Source organism: Streptomyces sp. NPDC002845, from assembly GCF_053591955.1.
Genome location: NZ_JBSFUU010000005.1, coordinates 1 through 17,352, shown reverse-complemented (window position 1 = coordinate 17,352; position 17,352 = coordinate 1). Strand labels below are relative to the sequence as shown.

The following is a 17,352-nucleotide window of genomic DNA, read 5'->3' as shown; positions in this document are numbered from 1 at the left end:
AAGTGATACTTTACCGATCAGTCACAGTGCGTTCGTGATCACGCAACACCCTTCCTTCACAGTGGTTGCATGAGTCGAGGTATGTCTGATGTGACACGGGCGAAGCACGGCCGCCCAGTACACCACTGGCGGCGGGACGTGGTCGAACTCGCCGCGCTGTTCACGGCGGTGGCCGTGGCCGACGCCGTGGCGAACATGATCGGGCACGGACCCGACGGCCCGGCCCTGCTGGTGATCTCCGCTGCCGTCCTGGTCGCCACGGCCGGGTTCCACACATGGTGGGCACGCCGCCACGGTCACGCACCGCCGACGGACGATACCGATGCCCGGCCGCTCGCCGACGAGCAGCAGGCCGGGGCGGGCGCGACCGGAGCGGGCGCGACCGGAGCGGGCGCGACCGGAGCGGGCGTGCTGTGGCGGATGCGTACGACGGTGATGGATCGGCCCGGCTCACTCGCCGCGCTGTGCACGGCGCTGGCGGGGCTGCGGGTCGACGTCCTGAGCCTGCAGACGCATCCGCTGGCCGAGGGCACCGTGGACGAGTTCCTGCTGCGCTCCCCCGAGGAGTTGGCCGCGTCCGAGATCAACCGCGCGGTGTCGCAGGCGGGCGGGTCCGGGACCTGGATCGAACGGGCCGACGCCCACGACCTGGTGGACGCCCCGACCCGCGTCCTGGGCCTGGCCACACGTACGGCGCTGGACGCCGCCGAACTCCCGCTCGCCCTGCGCCAGTTGCTCGGCCGCTGCACCATCCGCTCGTTGCCCGCCGCCTCCCCCGGCTCCGGCCGGGCACAGGAAGCCGCCCCGGTGGAGGGGGCCTTGGAGGACACGGTGATGCGTCTGCGGGCGCCCGAGGGCGGGGTGATCATGGTGGAACGGCCGTACCTGCCGTTCACGCCGACGGAGTTCGCGCGGGCACGGGCTCTGGTGGAGCTGGACTCGCGGCTGGGTCCGCGGATCCCCCGCAGCCAGGACGTGCTGACGCTGCCGGAGGGCAACGACATCACCGTGCGGCGCGCCGACACGAGTGACCTCGCGGCGGCGAAGGCCATGCATGCGCGGTGCTCCGCGCGCACGCTCAGCAAGCGGTACCACGGGCCGGTCGGTGATGCCGACCGGTACCTCAACCATCTCCTCAGCCCCCGCTTCGGCCGGACCCTCGCCGTCGAGACCGCCTCGGGGCGCGTCGTCGGACTCGGGCATCTGCTCTGGGACGGGGACGAGACCGAGATCGCGCTCATCGTCGAGGACGAGTGGCAGCGGCGCGGGATCGGCAGCGAGCTGCTCGGGCGGCTGGTGGGTATGGCGGTTGAGGCCGGGTGCGAGAGTGTGTACGCGGTGACTCAGGCGTCCAATACGGGGATGGTTGCGGCGATGCGGGGGCTTGAGCTGCCGCTCGACTATCAGATCGAGGAGGGGACGTTGGTCATCACGGCTCGGCTGGACGCTACGCCGGTGGCGTCTCGGCTGCCGTATGACCAGGCTCGGGGGTAACGACAGAGTTCGGGGCCCAATGCCGTGGGGAGCTGCGGGCCCGATGTGGCTGGTCGCGCCCCGCGGCGGAGCCGCTGCTGTCACCGCCCCGCGCCCCTAGAGGGGCGCCTCCACCGCTGTCTCCTGAAGCAGCCCCCTCCCGCGCTCCGCCCCCAACGCCCCGTCCAAGTCCGCCCACAAATCCTCGACGTCCTCCAACCCCACCGACATCCGCAGCAATCGATCACTCACCCCCGCCCCGCGCCGGTCCGACTCCTCCACGATCCGGTGGCTGATGGACGCCGGGTGCTGGATGAGCGTGTCGACGCTGCCGAGGCTGACGGCGGGTGTGATGAGGCGGACGCCGGAGATGACGTCGTGCGGGTCGCCGTGGACCTCGAAAGCGATCATGGCGCCGCCGAGGCGCGGATAGTGGACGCGGGCCACGCGGGGGTCGGCGGCGAGGCGGCGGGCGAGTTCGGCGGCCGTCGCGGAGGCCGCCCGGACGCGTACCGGCAGGGTGGCCAGGCCACGCAGCAGCAGATACCCGGCGAGCGGATGCAGCACGCCGCCGGTGGCGAAGCGGATCTGGCGGAGGCGGCCCGCGAACTCCTCGTCGCAGGCGACCACGCCGCCCATGACGTCACCGTGGCCGCCCAGGTACTTGGTGGCGCTGTGCAGGACGAGACGCGCGCCCTGTTCCACCGGGCGTTGCAGGACCGGCGTGGCGAAGGTGTTGTCGGCGAGGAGCGGGACCGAGCCGCAGGCGTGGGCGAGGGAGCGCAGGTCGAGTTCGGCGAGTGTGGGGTTGGCCGGGGACTCGACGAGGACCAGGCCGGTGTCGGGGCGCAGGGCGTCCGTGATGCCGGCCGGGTCGACCCAGGTCACCTCGGAGCCAAGCAGTCCGGCGGTGAGCAGGTGGTCGCTGCACCCGTACAGAGGTCGTACGGCGACGACATGGCGCAGCCCCATCGAGGCGCGGGCCAGGAGGACGGCGCTCAGTGCTGCCATGCCGCTGGCGAACGCGACCGCGCTCCCGGTGCCTTCGAGGCGGGCGAGGGCGGTCTCGAAGCGCGCGACGGTCGGGTTGCCGAGCCGTCCGTAGACCGGCGTGCCCTCGGGCTCCGCGCCGTCGGTGGCGAAGGCGTCGATGCGGGCGGCCTCGCCTCGGCTGTCGTACGACGGGTAGGTCGTGGACAGGTCGATCGGCGGGGCGTGCAGCCCGAGGGCAGCGAGGTCGTCGCGCCCGGCGTGCACGGCTTCGGTGGCCAGGGCCCTGCGGGCCGGTCGGACACCGAGGGTGCCCTGGGCGTCGTACGCGTTCGCGTCAGTGATGCCGGAGTCCATGGAGAGCAGAATGAACATCGGTCGGGACTGTAGGGTCGTACGCCGTGTTACGTTCGGCTCATGGCCGAATCCGTCGTACTTGATCCGGTTGATCTCCATCTGCTGCGGCTGCTGCAGAACGACGCCCGGTCGACCTACCGTGATCTCGCGGCGCAGGTCGGGGTCGCGCCGTCGACCTGCCTGGACCGGGTCACACGGCTGCGGCGGGCGGGCGTGATCCTCGGCCATCAGCTGCGACTCGATCCGGCGAAGCTCGGCAGGGGCCTGGAGGCGCTGCTGTCCGTGCAGGTCAGGCCGCATCGGCGGGAGTTGGTGGGGCCGTTCGTGGAGCGGATCAGGGCCCTGCCGGAGTCGCGGACCGTGTTCCATCTGACCGGGCCCGACGACTATCTCGTCCATGTCGCCGTCGCGGACATGGCGGATCTGCAGCGGCTGGTCATCGACGAGTTCACCTCGCGGCGCGAGGTGGCGCGCGTGGAGACCCGGTTGATCTTCCAGCAGTGGGGCTGCGGACCGCTGCTCCCGCCGACGGCGACGCGCCCTGGGACAAGCGCTCCGGCCGACGGCGACACCCCCTGAACCGCCCCTCCCCTTCGCAATCCGGGTGACGCGGGCGACCTCCTCGTACGAGGATTGTCCGCATGTCAGACACGAAGATCCCGCTGCCCCGCGAGGTCGCCGACGCGTACGTCGACGAACTCATCGCCCTCGACCCGGTGACCGGTACATACCTCGGCGTGAAGGAGAGTTCGAACAAACTGCCGGACACCTCGCCCGCGGGCCAGGAGGCCCTCGCCGAGCTGATGCGGGCGACGCTCGCGCGACTCGACAAGGCGGAGCGGCAGCCGGGCGCGGACAGTGACATCGAGCGCCGGTGCGCGCGTCTGCTGCGCGAGCGGCTCACGGCGGAGCTGGCCGTGCACGACGCCGACGAGGGCCTGCGCGCCGTCGGCAACATGGCCACGCCCGCGCACTCGGTGCGCGAGATCTTCGCCGTGACCCCGGCCGACACCGAGGAGGACTGGGCGGCGATCGCCGAGCGGCTGCGCGCCGTGCCGACCGCGCTGGCGGGCTACCGCGAGTCCCTCGCCCTCGGCCTGGAGCGCAAGCTGTACGCGGCCCCGCGCCCGACGGCGACCTTCGTCGAGCAGCTCACCGAGTGGGCGGACACGGGGTCGGGCCGTGGCTGGTTCGAGGACTTCGCGGCGGCGGGCCCCGAGGCGCTGCGCGCCGGGCTGGACGAGGCGGCCCGCGCGGCGACCGTGGCCGTCGTCGAACTGCGGGACTGGATGCGCGATGTGTACGCGCCGACGATCGAGGGCGCCCCGAACACGGTGGGCCGCGAGCGGTACGCGCGCTGGTCGCGGTATTTCAACGGCACGGACCTGGATCTGGACGAGGCGTACGCGTACGGCTGGTCCGAGTACCACCGTCTCCTCGCGGAGATGAAGCAGGAGGCCGAGAAGATCCTGCCCGGTGCCGAGACCCCGTGGGTGGCGCTCGCGCACCTCGACGAGCACGGCAAGCACATCGAGGGCGTCGACGAGGTCCGTGACTGGCTCCAGGGCCTGATGGACCAGGCGATCGACACGCTCGACGGCACCCATTTCGACCTGGCCGAGCGGGTGCGGAAGGTGGAGTCGTGCATCGCCCCGCCCGGCGGCGCGGCGGCCCCGTACTACACGCCCCCGTCCGAGGACTTCTCCCGCCCGGGCCGCACCTGGCTGCCGACCATGGGGCTGACCCGCTTCCCGGTGTACGACCTGGTCTCCACCTGGTACCACGAGGGCGTCCCCGGTCACCACCTCCAGCTCGCGCAGTGGGCGCACGTGGCGGAGAACCTCTCCCGCTACCAGGCCACCGTCGGCGGCGTCAGCGCCAACTGCGAGGGCTGGGCCCTGTACGCGGAGCGGCTGATGGACGAGCTGGGCTTCCTCACGGACGCGGAGCAGCGGCTCGGCTACCTCGACGCCCAGATGATGCGCGCGGCCCGCGTCATCGTGGACATCGGCATGCACCTTGAGCTGGAAATCCCGGCCGACTCCCCATTCCGTCCGGGCGAGCGCTGGACCCCCGAACTCGCCCAGGAGTTCTTCGGCGCCCACAGCAGCCGCCCGGCGGACTACGTGGAGAGCGAGATGACCCGCTACCTGACCATCCCCGGCCAGGCCATCGGCTACAAGCTGGGCGAGCGCGCCTGGCTGCTGGGCCGGGAGAGGGCGCGCGAGCGGCACGGCGACGCCTTCGACCTCAAGGCCTGGCACATGGCGGCCCTTTCCCAGGGCTCGCTGGGCCTGGACGACCTGGTGGACGAGCTGGCGCAGCTGTGACACCCGCCTCGGGTCAACGGCGGAAACCGCCCTCCGAGTCGATCACCTGACCGGTGACCCAGCCCGCCTCGTCCGTCGCGAGCCACGCGATGAGGCGGGCCGGGTCGTCCGGCATCCCCCAGCGGCCGGCGGGGAACATCGCGGCAATGGTCGCGTAGGCCTCGCCGGTCAGGTAGTCCGTGTCGACGGGGCCGGGGTTGACGGTGTTCACGGTGACGGCGAGGTCGGCCAGGGTGGTCGCCAGGGACCGGGTGATCGAGGCGAGGGCACCCTTCTGGAGGGCGTACGCGATCTCGCCGGGCATACCGCCCGCGATGTCCTGCCCCGAGGTCATCATCACGACGCGCCCGCCCGGGGTGCGCGACGGGAGCGCCGCCCGCTGCCGGGCGTACGCCTGGACGAGCAGGAGCACCGAGCGGGTGTCGACGGCCCAGTGCGCGTCCAGCATCGTGGCGTCGATCGTGTCGAGGGTGCCGTCGGAGCCGGACAGCGCGTGGTTGGCCACGAGGACGTCGATACGGCCGCCGAGCGCGTCGGCGGCCCTGTCGATCAACTCGGCGGGGACGGAAGGGTCGGACAGATCACCCGGCCCGTGGGCCACCCGTGCCTCCGGGGCGCCGAGTGCCTCACGCACTCCGGCGGCCACCTCCTCGGGGCTGTCGGCGCCCCAGGGCATGGCGGCGTCGTGCGGGACGTGGTGGTGCAGGTACACGCTCGCGCCGTACGCGGCGAGGCGGCGGGCGACCGCGTACCCGATGCCGCCGCGTCGGCTCGCTCCGGTGACGAGAGCGGTGCGGTCGCGAAGGGGCAGCGGGTCGCGGCGCAGGTCTTCGGGTGCGGGGTGTGGGAGTTGGGGCACGGTCGACCATGATGAGGGCTCGGCGCCGGGCGGCGCACGCGTATTTCCCCGTCCGGAGCCCGTCATCCCCCCGCCCGGAGCTCGTCATCCCCCCGCCCGGAGCCCGTCAGTCCGCGAGTCGCCGCAGTCGTACGAGCCCGAGCCACGTCTCCGGCCCGGACGACACATACGCCGTGCTCACCCCGTACCGCCCGGGCTCCAGCGTGACCCGCAGGTGGTCCGTGCGCTCCGCGGCCTCTCCGGGCCAGGCGGCGTCGAACAGGAGCACCGGGCCCGGGACTCGCCACTCCGACTCCGGTTCCCACACCGCCGCATCGAGGGCCGCGGGGACGCCTGCGAGCAGTTCCGTCTCGGAGTCGGCGGCGTACCACCGTACGAAGGTGTCGTGCTCGGGGAGGAAGGTGGTGGCGGCGGGGTCGTCGCCGAGGACGAGCGCTCTGGTGTCGCCGACCGGGACGAACCCCGCGTGGCCGTCGACGTCGCACGCCCGGTCGTAGTCGGACGAGATCTCGTCGCCGTCGGCGCCCGTCCAGAACGGGAGCACCGCCTCCGGTAGCACTATGAGCGGGCCGCCGCCCGACTCGACCCACCGCACCACACCTGGATCCGCGTATCTGACCATGGGCCAGAAGCTACACGTGCTGTGTGGCACGGGAGTTCGATGTCTCATGCATCCAAGTCCGTTGCCGACGGCCTTGGTTCCCCGCGGCCACACATGTCGTCAGCAGCCGCAGTCCTCGGCGTCGACCGGCACCGTCAGCGGGTCGGCGGGGCGCCGCTCGCTGCCCTTCCGGGTCTCGTGGGCGAAGCCCTCGCGGACCCAGTACTCGAAGCCGCCGAGCATCTCCTTGACCTGGAAGCCGAGTTCGGCGAGGGCGAGGGCGGCGCGGGTGGCTCCGTTGCAGGCGGGGCTCCAGCAGTAGGTGACGACGGGGACGGACCTGTCGAGGAGTTGCTCGGCCCGCTCGGGGATGAGCGCGGTGGGCAGGTGGACCGCGCCGGGCACGCGGCCCTGGTCCCAGGACTCGGTGGAGCGGGTGTCGACGAGGACGAACCCGGGGTCGCCGTCGGCGGCGAGGGCGGCGGCCACGTCGGACACGTCGGTGTGGAAGGCGAGGCCGGCGCGGAAGTGGGCGGCGGCCTCGGCGGGGGACGCCGGGGCGACGCGCAGGACGGGGTTCACGGTGGTGTTCTTGGACTCCATGGCCAGAAATCTACGGCCGGTGATCCCCTTCCCTGAAGGGGACATCCACGGCATCCGACTTGAACAGCCGGGGATTCGCCTGCTATTTCTGCGGCATGACCGTGAATTCCCCGTACTCCCCGGACGCCACCGACTGGCGCATCCTCGACGTCCTCCAGCGCGAGGGCCGGGCCAGCTTCGCCGAGCTGGCGCGTGCCGTCTCCATGTCCGCGAGTGCGGTCACCGAACGGGTGCGGCGCCTGGAGGAGGCGGGCGTCATCCAGGGGTACGCGGCCGTCGTGGACCCCGAGCGGCTCGGCCTGCCGATCCTGGCGTTCGTACGGCTGCGCTACCCGAACCCCAACTACAAGCCGTTCCACGATCTCGTGGCCGTGATGCCCGAGATCCTGGAGGCGCACCACGTCACGGGCGACGACTGTTTCGTCATCAAGGTCGCGGCCCGCTCGATGCGGCACCTGGAGGAGGTGACCGGGAAGATCGCCACGCTGGGCTCGGTGACCACGAGCGTCGTGTACTCCTCACCGCTGCCCCGACGCCCGCTGGGCCACTGACCTCAGCCCGTCGCGCGCTGCCGTACGGCCGACCCCGATCTGCCCTTCACGACCTCCAGCTGCGCGTGGATGCGCCGCCGCAGGTCCGCGACATGGCTGACGATGCCCACGCTGCGGTCCCGTTCCCGCAGGGAGTCCAAGACGTCGAGGACCTCGTCGAGGGTCTGGTCGTCGAGGCTGCCGAAGCCCTCGTCGATGAACAGGGTGTCCAGGCGGACGCCGCCCGCCTCGTCGGTGACGACGTCCGCGAGGCCGAGGGCGAGGGCGAGGGAGGCGAAGAAGGTCTCGCCGCCGGAGAGCGTGGCCGTGTCCCGCTCGCGGCCGGTCCAGGCGTCGACGACGTGCAGCCCGAGCCCGCTGCGGCCGCGTCCGGCGCGGTCGTCGGAGTGGACGAGGGTGTAGCGGCCGGAGGACATTCGCCTCAGCCGTACGGTCGCGGCGGCGGCGACCTGTTCCAGGCGGGCGGCGAGGACGTACGCCTCCAGGCGCATCTTGCGTTCGTTGTCCGCCGAGGTGCCGGCCGCGAGTCCTGCCATACGGGCCACGCGGTCGTACTCCTCGCGCAGCGGCGCCAGCCGTCGTACGGCGGTGGCCGCGCGCGCGGACAGCCGGTCGAGGTCGGTGCAGCGGCGGGCGGCCGCGTCGTGCGCGGAGGCCGCGTGCTGGAGTCGCCGGGCGGCGGACTCGGCGGCCTGCTCGGCCGCGCGCGGGTCGGCGGGCGGCTGCTGGGCGGCGGCTGCCGTGTCGGCCTCGGCGAGCACGGCGCGTACCGCCGCCTCCTCCGTCTGCCAGGCGTCCAGCCGCCGTTGGAGGTCCCGGTGCGCCGCGTCGTCGAGGAGCGCTTCGGCGGCGGCCTGCGGGGTGTCGAATCCGGCGCGGAAGGCCGCGTCGGCGAGCCGGGCGTCGGCGTCCTTGAGCCGCTGCGCGGACTCCTCCGCCACGCGCGCGGTGTCGGCGGCCTCGGTGAGCAGCGTGGCCTGCCGCTCCAGCTGGGCGGCGCGCGCGGACACGCTGTCGGCGGTGCCGCGCGCGGTGGCCAGCTCCCCTTCCAGGATGGCCTGTTCGCGGTCGAGCCGGTCCCGGTGGGCGACCCTGGAGGCGGCGCGCACAGCGGCCTCCTGCCGGGCGGCGGCCCGCCGCTCGCGCTCCTGCTCGGCCCGCTCCAGTTCCGTACGTGCGGCATGCAGCGCGGAGGCGCCCCCGCGGGCCTCCTCGTACAGCCGCTCCACTTCCTCGGCCTGCTCGGCGAGTCGGTCGGTCGGGGTGTCGCCCGCCTCGGCGGTGGCGGCGGCCAGCCCCTCGCGGACGACGCCGAGGCGGCGCTCGGCCTCGGCGCGCTCCTCGTCGGCGCGCTGGTACGCGGCCAGGGCCCGCTCCTCCGCCTCCCGGTCGACGTGCCCGGCCACCTTGCGGGCGGGCGCCGGGTGGTCGGTGGCGCCGCAGACGGCGCACGGTTCGCCGTCCAGCAGGCCGGTGGCGAGCTCGGCGGCGATGCCCCGGAGCCGCTGTTCCTTGAGGTCGAGCCAGTGCGCGCGTGCGTCGGCCGCCCGCTCGCGGGCGGCCAGGGCGAGCGCCTGGGCCGCGTCGGTGTCCCTCGCGAACTGGTCGCGCAGCCGGGCCGCCTCCAGCCGGGCGCGGGCGGGCTCGCGCCGGACGGCGAGCTGCTCGGCGCGGGTGGCGGCCTCCTGGGCGGCGTCGATACGGGTCTGGAGTTCCGCGCGGGTGGCGTCCCACGCGTCGAGCCAGCTCCCGGCCTCCTGGAGGACGTCCTCGTCGGCGCGCTCCTGCCGGTCCAAGTCGGTGCGTTCCGTAAGGAGTTCGGTCAGCCGGCGTTCGGCGCGCCGGGCCGACTCCAGGCCGCCCAGCTCCTCGGCCGCCTTGCGGGCGGCGGTCGCGAGCCCGGCCGCGCCGGCGTCCGCGTATGTCGGCGGGAGCAGGTCACGCGCGCGTGCCCCGGCCGCGGCCGCCTGCCGGTGCTCGGCGTCGGCCGCCTCCCGCAGCTCCAGCGCCGGTGCCACCGCCTCGGCCTTGCGGGCACGCTCCATCCGCGCCCGATCCTCCCGATGAGTGTCGGCCCGCTCCTCCAGCCGGGCGGCCCGCTCCCGCGCCTGTGCGAACCGCTGTTGCAGCCGCGCCAGTTCGCGTACGTCGTCGAGTACGTGCTCGGCGGCGGCCCGCGCGGACTCGGCCGCCGTACGCGCGCAGTGCGCGACGGTGAGCCGCTCGCGGGCGGTGGTCCGGGCGACGGCGGCCCAGGTCAGCACGGCTTCGGCGAGCCCCGGGTCGCCCGGCGCGAGGTCCGGCAGGGGCATCCCGTCACCCGCGGCCTGCTGCATGCGGTGCGCGTCGGCGAGCAGTTCCTCGTCCCCGGCGCGCACCTGGGCCTCGGTCGTGCGCCGCCGCTCGGCGAGGCGCTTCTCGACCTCGGCGAAGCGGTGCGTGTCGAAGAGGCGGCCGAGGAGCCTGCCGCGGGCCTCGGCGTCGGCGCGCAGGAAGCGTGCGAACTCGCCCTGCGGCAACAGCACGACCTGGCAGAACTGCTCGCGGCTCATGCCGAGGAGCTGGGTGATCTCCTCGCCGATCTCCTGGTGGGAGCGGCTGAGGTCCTTCCAGGAGCCCGCCGTCGCGTCGTACTCGCGCAGCCGGCTCTGTGCCTTGTCGACGGTGGTGCCGGGGCGTCCGCGCTTCTTGGGGCGCTCCCAGGGCGGCTGCCGGGTGATCTCCAACCGGCGCCCGGCGACGGTCAGTTCGAGGCGGACCTCGGTGCGGGTCGCGGGTGCCGCGTGGTCGCTGCGCAGCGTCAGGCCCTGGCCGCTCTGACGGGCGCCGGGCACGGAGCCGTACAGCGCGTAGCAGACGGCGTCCAGGACGGAGGTCTTGCCGGCGCCGGTCGGCCCGTGCAGCAGGAAGAGCCCGGCGGCCGACAGTTCGTCGAAGTCGACCTTCTGGGCGGCGCCGAAGGGCCCGAACGCGGTGATGTCCAGCCGGTGCAGCCTCACCGGGCGACCTCCCGGACGGCCCGGTCGGCGCGGACCGCGTCGAACGCGTCCTGGAGCACGGTCTGTTCGTGCTCGTCGGGTCCGGCGCCGCGCACATGGGCCACGAAGTCCTCCGCGATCTGCTGGTCGCTGCGCCCGGCGAGACGTCTGGCGTACGACACGTCCGGGTCGTCCAAAGAGCGCTGCGGGTCGAAGACCAGGCTGAGCGTGTGCGGGAACCGCCCGGTCAGGCGGGCCATGGGGTCGGCGGGGCGCACCGGGTCGGTGAGCGTGGCCTCGACCCACGCGTCCTCGTGCCGCGCCAGCTCAGGGTCGGCGAGCAGGTCCTCCAGCTCGCCCCGGATGCGGGCCAGCGCGCGCGGTACCGGGCAGTCGATCCGCTCGGCGGCGACCGCGCCGTCGGCGTCCAGGTCGACGAGCCACATGCTCTTGCGGTGGTCGGCCTCCGAGAAGGAGTACGGCAGCGGGGAGCCCGAGTAGCGCACGCGCTCGGTGATGGTCTGGCTGCCGTGCAGATGCCCCAGGGCCACATAGTCGACCCCGTCGAAGATCCCGGCGGGCACGGAGGCGACCCCGCCCACCGCGATGTCCCGCTCACTGTCGCTGGCTTCGCCGCCGGTGACGAAGGCGTGGGCGAGGACGACGGAACGCGTGCCACGCGCGCGCGTGGCGAGGTCGGCGCGCACCCGGTCCATGGCGGCGGCGAGCACGGCCTCGTGGCCCGCCTTCTCGACCCCGAACTCGTCCTTCACCAGGGCGGGTTCGAGATACGGCAGCCCGTAGAAGGCCACATCGCCGAAGGAGTCCTCCAGCACCACCGGCGTGCCGCAGGCGGAGGCGTCGGTCCGCAGGTGGATGCCCGCGCGGCCGATGAGCCCGGCACCCACGCCGAGCCTGCGCGCCGAGTCGTGGTTCCCGGAGATCATCACCGTGGGCACACCGAAGTCAGCCAGGCGGTGCAGGGCGTCGTCGAAGAGCTCGACCGCGGCCAGCGGTGGCACCGCGCGGTCGTACACGTCCCCCGACACGACCACCGCGTCCACCTCGCGCTCGCGCACGGTCGCGACGAGGTGGCCGATGAACTCGGCCTGGGCGCCGAGCATGTTCACCCGGTGGAACGCCCGGCCGAGATGCCAGTCGGAAGTGTGCAGAATTCTCATGAAATTGCCCTGACCTGCACCTTTACCCCTACTGCGCCTCTAAAACCAGCACGAACCAGCACGGGGCTCGCCGTCAACGCCCGCCACGCTAACGCATGTGGCCCCCTGATCCACCACTCACCTCAGATCACCCCTGGGAATTGAAAGTCCTTTCCCGATGCCGCTCCCTCCCACCGCCAGGCTCGCGATACCGGACCGTCCACCCATAACTGCACGGCGCGTCCGGAGTGGATACGCCCGATGCCGCCAATCCGTCTTGCATCGCTGAAAGACGCCAGCCGCAGCAGCACGCCCCGCTCGTATCGGGACCGAGGTCAGCAATGCCATCCCGCTCCCGCAGCCTCAAGAGCCGACCGACCTTCTGCGCCTTCCGCCACCTCGACCACAGTCAGCAGACTGTGATCCTCCTAAGTGGTCGGCTCCGGAAGTCCTTCGGGGGTTGACCGGAGCACTGGCCTTGTGGCATTCGCCGGCTAGTCCCGTACTTCGCGGGTCGTTGATTCGTATGGTGTGACCGGCCCGGGGGTGTCCCGGGCCGGGGGTGTGGCGTTGGGTGGGGTGTGTCGATGACTTCCCGGTCCCCGCGGCCACGTTCTCAGCGTCAGCGCCTTGAAGTGGCGGTGACGTCCGTGGTGGAGAAGCGTCTGGGCGCTCTGCCTGTCGCTGCCGGGTTTCTGCGCCGGCTGGACGTGGCCGGGATCGTCGACGAGCTGTGCCCGGGCGGCGCGAGCGCCCACCTGACCCACGGGCAGGTCATCGAGGCGCTGGTGGCCAACCGGCTGACCTCGCCCGCACCGCTGCTGCGGGTCGGGGACTGGGCGCGGACCTGGGCGGTGGAGGAGGTCTTCGGCATCGAGCCGGGCCTGCCAGGCGACGACCGCCTGGCCCGGGCCCTGGACGCGATCGCCCCGCACCTGGAGCAGATCGCGGGCACCGTCGGCGCGCGGGCGATCACCGAGTTCGGTATCGACGTGTCCCGGCTGCACTGGGACATGACCAGCATGTCCGTCCACGGCGCCTTCCCGGACGGGGACCAGGACGAGCAGTACCCGGTCATCGGCTACGGGCATCCCAAGGACCGGCGGGTGGATCTGAAGCAGGTCCAGGCCGGGCTGGCGGTGTCCGCCGACGGCGGCATCCCCGTCCACGCCCGCGTCTTCGGCGGCGGCGCGGCCGAGGTCAGCCAGGTCGTCGGGGCGATGAAGGACCTGCAGGGCATGGCCGGTGAGCAGGATTTCCTGATGGTCGCCGACTCCAAGCTGGTGTCCTACGCGAACGTCACCGCACTGCTGGCAGCCGGGGTGGATTTCATCGCGCCCGTCCCGGCCGCGCAGGTCAAGGACGAGGTCTACGCCGCTCTCGATCTGGACCGGGCGCCGGTGGTGGACTGGGTGCCCGAGCGGGACACCGGCAAGGAACCGGACCAGCGGGAGGTATACCGGGTACTGGAGGACGTCCACACCCTCGCCGGGCCCCGCAAGCGCGACCCGGTCCTCACCGTGCGGCGGATCCTGGTCCACTCCACCGGCAACGCGGCCGGTCAGCAGGCCGCCCGCGCCAAACGCCTCGCCAAGGCGGCCGAGGACCTGGACAAGCTCGCCCGCGCGGCGGGCGGACGGCACTACAAGACCCGCGAGAAGGTCGCCGCCCGCGCCGGGGTGATCGCCGCGAAGCGCCGCGTCGCCTCCTGCCTGCGCTGGGACACAACCGAGGACGAGACCGGTGCCCCCTCGCTCCGCTGGCACTTCGACCAGGAGGTCCTCGACGCCGAGGCCCAGGTCGACGGCTGGTACGCGCTGATCACACCACTGACCGTCGAACAGGCCGCCCCGCAGGACGTCCTCATCCAGTACAAGGGTCAGGGCGCGGTCGAGCGCCGGTACCACGATTTCAAGGGGCCCCTCGCGGTCGCCCCGGTCTTCGTGCAGCACAACCACCGCGTCGCCGCCCTGATCCAGGTGATCTGCCTGGCCCTGCTGGTGTTCTGCCTGATCGAGCGCCAGGTGAGGCGTGCACTGGGCCCCGAGCAGACGATGATCGGCCTCTACCCGGACAACCGCCGGGTCCGGCCAACCGGCCGGATGATCCTCTACCACCTCGGCGAGTTGACGCTGCGGATCGGTAACATGACCGACCCGCCCACCGTCCAGATCACCCGCGGCGTTCAACTCCACCTCCTCGAACTCCTCGGCATCGAAGTCACACGAACCCGCTGGCCACAGACCTGAATCAGTGACCCGCGAAGTACGGGGCTAGTTGTTGCAGAACGTGAGGTTGTTTACGCCTGAGCACGTCATCGGGGCGACTGGTGCTGGAAGATCGTTGTGCTCCCGGACGTTGCCCCAGATATGAAGATCAGCGAAGCCTCCCGAGTGAGCGGTGTGAGTGCGAGATCCTTGCGGCACTACGAGGATGAGGGCTTGATCGTCTCTGGTCGCTGCAGTAACGGGTTCCGCGACTACTGCCAGTCCACGATCAACCAGGTGCTCGTCATCCGCTCGCTGCGGGAGTCCGGACTGCCCGTGCGGTTGATCAGAGAAGTCCTGCCTCATCTGGCTGATGAACCCGATGTCGACACGGACGTGGTGTGCGCGGAATTCCTGCACGAGGTACAGAGCTACCGCGATCGGCTGACGGCACGTATCGCCGTTCTCAGTGACCAGCAGGAGGCACTCGACACCTACCTTCGCAAGGCCCGCCGCACTGACCCGTGACAGCTGCTTGACCTTGACGTATGTGTCAACCTCCTACGTTCACCCCATGGAGATCAACGATCAGCAGACCGTACGAGCATTGGTCCAGCCCTCGCACCGGGGACCGAAGGACCTGACCCTCACGACCGATCAGCGCCGCCCCGCTCCAGGGGCTGGTGAGTACCTGATCCGAGTCGGCGCCGCCGGAGTCAACTTCGCGGACGTCATGCAGACACACGGAACATACGCAGGCGGCCCGCAGGCCCCCTACGTGGCAGGTTTCGAAGCCGCCGGCGAGATCGTGGGTGTCGGCCCGGACGTCGAGAGCCCGCTTCCGCTCGGCACCCACGTCGTCGGAGCCGGCCCGGGCGCCTTCGCGCAGTACATGACGATGCCAGCCGCAGGTGTCCTTCTCGTGCCGTCCGGCTGGAGCGACGCCGAAGCTCTCGGCCTGGTGCTGAACTGGGCCACCGCGCTGGCGGCACTGAAGCCGTTGGGCGAGATCAAGACCGGTGACGTGGTGCTCGTTCATGCCGCGGCCGGCGGCGTGGGGCAGGCCGCAGTCCGTCTCGCCCGCCACTACGGTGCCCGCGTCATTGCCACCGCGTCCCCGGCCAAGCACGCCACCGTCAAGGCACTTGGCGCCGACGAGATCCTAGACAGCCGACGCCCCGATCTGGCCTCGGAAATCACCCGCCTGACCAGCGGAGTCGACCTGGTCCTGGAATCGGTGGGCAAGGCCACGTTCGAAACCAGCCTGGCTGTCACCAAACCCTTCACCGGACGCGTCGTCGTGTTCGGCGCCGCCTCGGGCCACGCCACACTGACCACGCACGACCTGGTCTTCACCCACCACGTCCAGATCAAGGGCCTGCACATCGGTGCGCTGGCGACCGCAGCCCCGTCGCTCTATCAGTCGCTGCTCGTCGAGATCGAGGCGCTCATCGCCCAAGGCGTGTACCCGCCCGGCACTCCCCAGGTTCACCCCCTGGCCGAAGGGCCGGAGGTGCTGCGGCAACTCGAAGCCGGCCAGACCAGTGGCAAGCACGCCCTCGATCCCTGGCGCTAAGCGGTCGGCTCCAGGGTGGGCAGCGGCCCTGGCCGCTGCCCACCCTGATGTGCCCCACACAGCCCCCGGAAGATGGGCCGCCCTCCGTCCATGCTCGCGTGTTCCGCCGTGCCCGTGGAACTGACCGCCTCCGAGCGCCACCGGCTCAAGAAGATGGCTTACGGCCACAAGACCCCGCACCAGACCCGCCAGCGGGCGACGATCGTGCTCCTGGCCGCACAAGGCCGCTCCAACGCCCGGATCGCCACCGAAACCCGCCTGCATGTGGACACCGTGCGCTGCTGGCGCGGCCGGTTCGCGGCCGGCCGGATGCCCGCCCTGGCCGACCGCAAGCAGTCGGGTCGGCCATCGACGTTCACCCCGCTGCAGATCGCCGAAGTCAAGGCGCTGGCCTGCGAGTTGCCCACTGAGTCCGGAACCCCGCTCTCGCACTGGTCATGCCCCGAGCTCGCGCGCGAGGCTGTCACCCGGGCCATCACCGAGACGATCTCCGCCTCCACGGTGCGCCGCTGGCTCAAGGACGACGCACTCAAGCCCTGGCAACACCGCTCCTGGATCTTCATCCGCGACCCGAACTTCCGCACCACGGCCCAACGGGTCCTGGACCTGTACGCCCGCATCTTCGACGGCGTCCCGCTCGGCGAAGACGAGTACGTCATCTCCGCCGATGAGAAGACCTCCATCCAAGCCCGCTGTCGCTGCCATCCCACCCTTGCGCCAGGCCAGGCCCGCGCCATGCGGGTCAATCACACATACGGGCGTGGCGGAGCCCTGGCCTACCTGGCCGCCTACGACATCCACCAGGCCGAAGTCTTCGGCCGCTGTGAACAGACCACCGGCATCGTGCCGTTCATGAAGCTGGTCGAGCAGGTGATGACCAGAGAGCCCTACCTGAGCGCGAAACGCGTGTTCTGGATCGTCGACAACGGCTCCTCGCATCGCGGCAAGCGGGCCATCGACCGCCTGGCCGCCAGGTTCCCGAACGCCGTCCTGGTCCACACCCCCGTCCACGCATCCTGGCTGAACCAAATAGAGATCTTCTTCTCCATCGTGCAGCGCAAGGTCGTCTCATCCAACGACTTCACGAACCTCGACGAGGTCCGAAATCGACTCCGAGCATTCGAAGACCGCTACAACGCCACGGCACAGCCGTTCCAGTGGAAGTTCACCACCACCGACCTGGACGATCTGCTGGCCAGACTCGACCGGCACACACTCACCGACCGACAGGAAAAATCCTCCACCGCACTCGCAGCATGATCAACCCCCGAAGGACTTCTGGAGCCGACCACTAAGGCACAGGCTCGGCTCCTCCTTGGCCCCGCTCACGCGGGTCGGTGCTGACGACGCTGCAGGCTTCACTTGATGTTGCGGACCGGCCAGTTGCGCACCCCCAAGGGGTGATCGTCGCTCCACTTCGACACCGGCCTCTCGACCGATGCCGGGAACCCCGCTACCGAGGACTCTGGCGTCTCCTCGGACCGGACTTGCACCGGCTGGCTGCCCTGAACTTGTCGCCCGAATTACATCGAACCTCCTTCTCGTCCGACGTTTCGGACTGCTGGACGTACGCCTCGATCCACCGCGTGAATTCTGATCACGGGTGTCGGGCGGGTTCGGGGTGTTTCTTCGGGGTGCGGGCAGCGGTGATCGCCGGGTGGCCGTCC

Annotated in this window: 14 protein-coding genes; 8 read left to right on the top strand and 6 right to left on the bottom strand. The window is 71.6% G+C overall.

What is annotated here, in order from left to right:
* Positions 1-81 precede the first annotated feature (81 nt).
* Positions 82-1,494: a GNAT family N-acetyltransferase gene (locus ACWD3C_RS04695; protein WP_451140058.1), complete on the top strand. Its 1,413-nt coding sequence runs from the start codon at positions 82-84 to the stop codon at positions 1,492-1,494.
* Between the two features lie 96 nt (positions 1,495-1,590).
* Here the strand turns inward: ACWD3C_RS04695 and ACWD3C_RS04690 are convergent, their stop codons facing one another.
* Complete coding sequence (locus ACWD3C_RS04690) at positions 1,591-2,820, bottom strand: trans-sulfuration enzyme family protein (protein ID WP_451140399.1); 1,230 nt, start codon at positions 2,818-2,820, stop codon at positions 1,591-1,593.
* A gap of 60 nt (positions 2,821-2,880) precedes the next feature.
* On the opposite strand from ACWD3C_RS04690, the gene ACWD3C_RS04685 reads away from it, so the two are divergent.
* Entirely contained in the window at positions 2,881-3,399 is a 519-nt protein-coding gene (locus ACWD3C_RS04685; protein WP_451140056.1) for an Lrp/AsnC family transcriptional regulator, read from the top strand.
* Positions 3,400-3,461: 62 nt separating this feature from the next.
* Positions 3,462-5,150 carry a DUF885 domain-containing protein gene (locus ACWD3C_RS04680; protein WP_451140054.1) on the top strand — a complete coding sequence of 563 codons (1,689 nt, stop codon included), beginning with the start codon at positions 3,462-3,464 and terminating at the stop codon, positions 5,148-5,150.
* A gap of 13 nt (positions 5,151-5,163) precedes the next feature.
* Here ACWD3C_RS04680 and ACWD3C_RS04675 read toward each other — a convergent pair whose 3' ends face one another.
* The 3 genes from ACWD3C_RS04675 to ACWD3C_RS04665 form a co-directional block, all read right to left on the bottom strand.
* Positions 5,164-6,009, bottom strand: a complete 846-nt coding sequence (locus ACWD3C_RS04675) for an SDR family oxidoreductase (protein ID WP_451140052.1) — start codon at positions 6,007-6,009, stop codon at positions 5,164-5,166.
* Between the two features lie 106 nt (positions 6,010-6,115).
* Positions 6,116-6,631, bottom strand: a complete 516-nt coding sequence (locus ACWD3C_RS04670; RefSeq protein WP_451140050.1) for an immunity 21 family protein — start codon at positions 6,629-6,631, stop codon at positions 6,116-6,118.
* A gap of 99 nt (positions 6,632-6,730) precedes the next feature.
* Entirely contained in the window at positions 6,731-7,213 is a 483-nt protein-coding gene (locus ACWD3C_RS04665; RefSeq protein ID WP_451140049.1) for a rhodanese-like domain-containing protein, read from the bottom strand.
* Positions 7,214-7,308: 95 nt separating this feature from the next.
* On the opposite strand from ACWD3C_RS04665, the gene ACWD3C_RS04660 reads away from it, so the two are divergent.
* The gene (locus ACWD3C_RS04660) at positions 7,309-7,764 is read left to right on the top strand and encodes an Lrp/AsnC family transcriptional regulator (RefSeq protein WP_451140048.1); all 456 of its coding nucleotides are present in this window, start codon (positions 7,309-7,311) and stop codon (positions 7,762-7,764) included.
* A 2-nt stretch (positions 7,765-7,766) separates the two neighbouring features.
* Here the strand turns inward: ACWD3C_RS04660 and ACWD3C_RS04655 are convergent, their stop codons facing one another.
* Positions 7,767-10,763, bottom strand: coding sequence for an AAA family ATPase (locus ACWD3C_RS04655; RefSeq protein WP_451140046.1), 2,997 nt, complete (start codon positions 10,761-10,763; stop codon positions 7,767-7,769).
* A complete protein-coding gene (locus tag ACWD3C_RS04650; protein ID WP_451140044.1) occupies positions 10,760-11,923 on the bottom strand; it encodes an exonuclease SbcCD subunit D in 1,164 nt (387 codons plus the stop codon). The genes ACWD3C_RS04655 and ACWD3C_RS04650 overlap by 4 nt, the downstream gene beginning before the upstream one ends.
* Positions 11,924-12,552: 629 nt before the next feature.
* On the opposite strand from ACWD3C_RS04650, the gene ACWD3C_RS04645 reads away from it, so the two are divergent.
* From ACWD3C_RS04645 to ACWD3C_RS04630, 4 genes are all read left to right on the top strand, one after another.
* A complete protein-coding gene (locus tag ACWD3C_RS04645) occupies positions 12,553-14,151 on the top strand; it encodes an IS1634 family transposase (RefSeq protein WP_451140042.1) in 1,599 nt (532 codons plus the stop codon).
* 120 nt (positions 14,152-14,271) lie between these two features.
* Complete coding sequence (locus ACWD3C_RS04640; protein WP_451140040.1) at positions 14,272-14,637, top strand: MerR family transcriptional regulator; 366 nt, start codon at positions 14,272-14,274, stop codon at positions 14,635-14,637.
* A gap of 46 nt (positions 14,638-14,683) precedes the next feature.
* Positions 14,684-15,685, top strand: a complete 1,002-nt coding sequence (locus tag ACWD3C_RS04635) for a zinc-binding dehydrogenase (RefSeq protein WP_451140038.1) — start codon at positions 14,684-14,686, stop codon at positions 15,683-15,685.
* 90 nt (positions 15,686-15,775) lie between these two features.
* Positions 15,776-16,945: an IS630 family transposase gene (locus ACWD3C_RS04630; protein ID WP_451140036.1), complete on the top strand. Its 1,170-nt coding sequence runs from the start codon at positions 15,776-15,778 to the stop codon at positions 16,943-16,945.
* The last annotated feature ends 407 nt before the right edge of the window (positions 16,946-17,352 follow it).

Bases quoted from the DNA above. Each gene is read 5' to 3' on its own strand.
- ACWD3C_RS04650 (WP_451140044.1), bottom strand. From the start codon at position 11,923: ATGAGAATTCTGCACACTTCCGACTGGCATCTCGGCCGGGCGTTCCAC.
- ACWD3C_RS04635 (WP_451140038.1), top strand. From the start codon at position 14,684: ATGGAGATCAACGATCAGCAGACCGTACGAGCATTGGTCCAGCCCTCG.
- ACWD3C_RS04680 (WP_451140054.1), top strand. From the start codon at position 3,462: ATGTCAGACACGAAGATCCCGCTGCCCCGCGAGGTCGCCGACGCGTAC.
- ACWD3C_RS04695 (WP_451140058.1), top strand. From the start codon at position 82: ATGTCTGATGTGACACGGGCGAAGCACGGCCGCCCAGTACACCACTGG.
- ACWD3C_RS04660 (WP_451140048.1), top strand. From the start codon at position 7,309: ATGACCGTGAATTCCCCGTACTCCCCGGACGCCACCGACTGGCGCATC.
- ACWD3C_RS04685 (WP_451140056.1), top strand. From the start codon at position 2,881: ATGGCCGAATCCGTCGTACTTGATCCGGTTGATCTCCATCTGCTGCGG.
- ACWD3C_RS04640 (WP_451140040.1), top strand. From the start codon at position 14,272: ATGAAGATCAGCGAAGCCTCCCGAGTGAGCGGTGTGAGTGCGAGATCC.
- ACWD3C_RS04670 (WP_451140050.1), bottom strand. From the start codon at position 6,631: ATGGTCAGATACGCGGATCCAGGTGTGGTGCGGTGGGTCGAGTCGGGC.
- ACWD3C_RS04690 (WP_451140399.1), bottom strand. From the start codon at position 2,820: ATGGACTCCGGCATCACTGACGCGAACGCGTACGACGCCCAGGGCACC.
- ACWD3C_RS04630 (WP_451140036.1), top strand. From the start codon at position 15,776: ATGCTCGCGTGTTCCGCCGTGCCCGTGGAACTGACCGCCTCCGAGCGC.
- ACWD3C_RS04665 (WP_451140049.1), bottom strand. From the start codon at position 7,213: ATGGAGTCCAAGAACACCACCGTGAACCCCGTCCTGCGCGTCGCCCCG.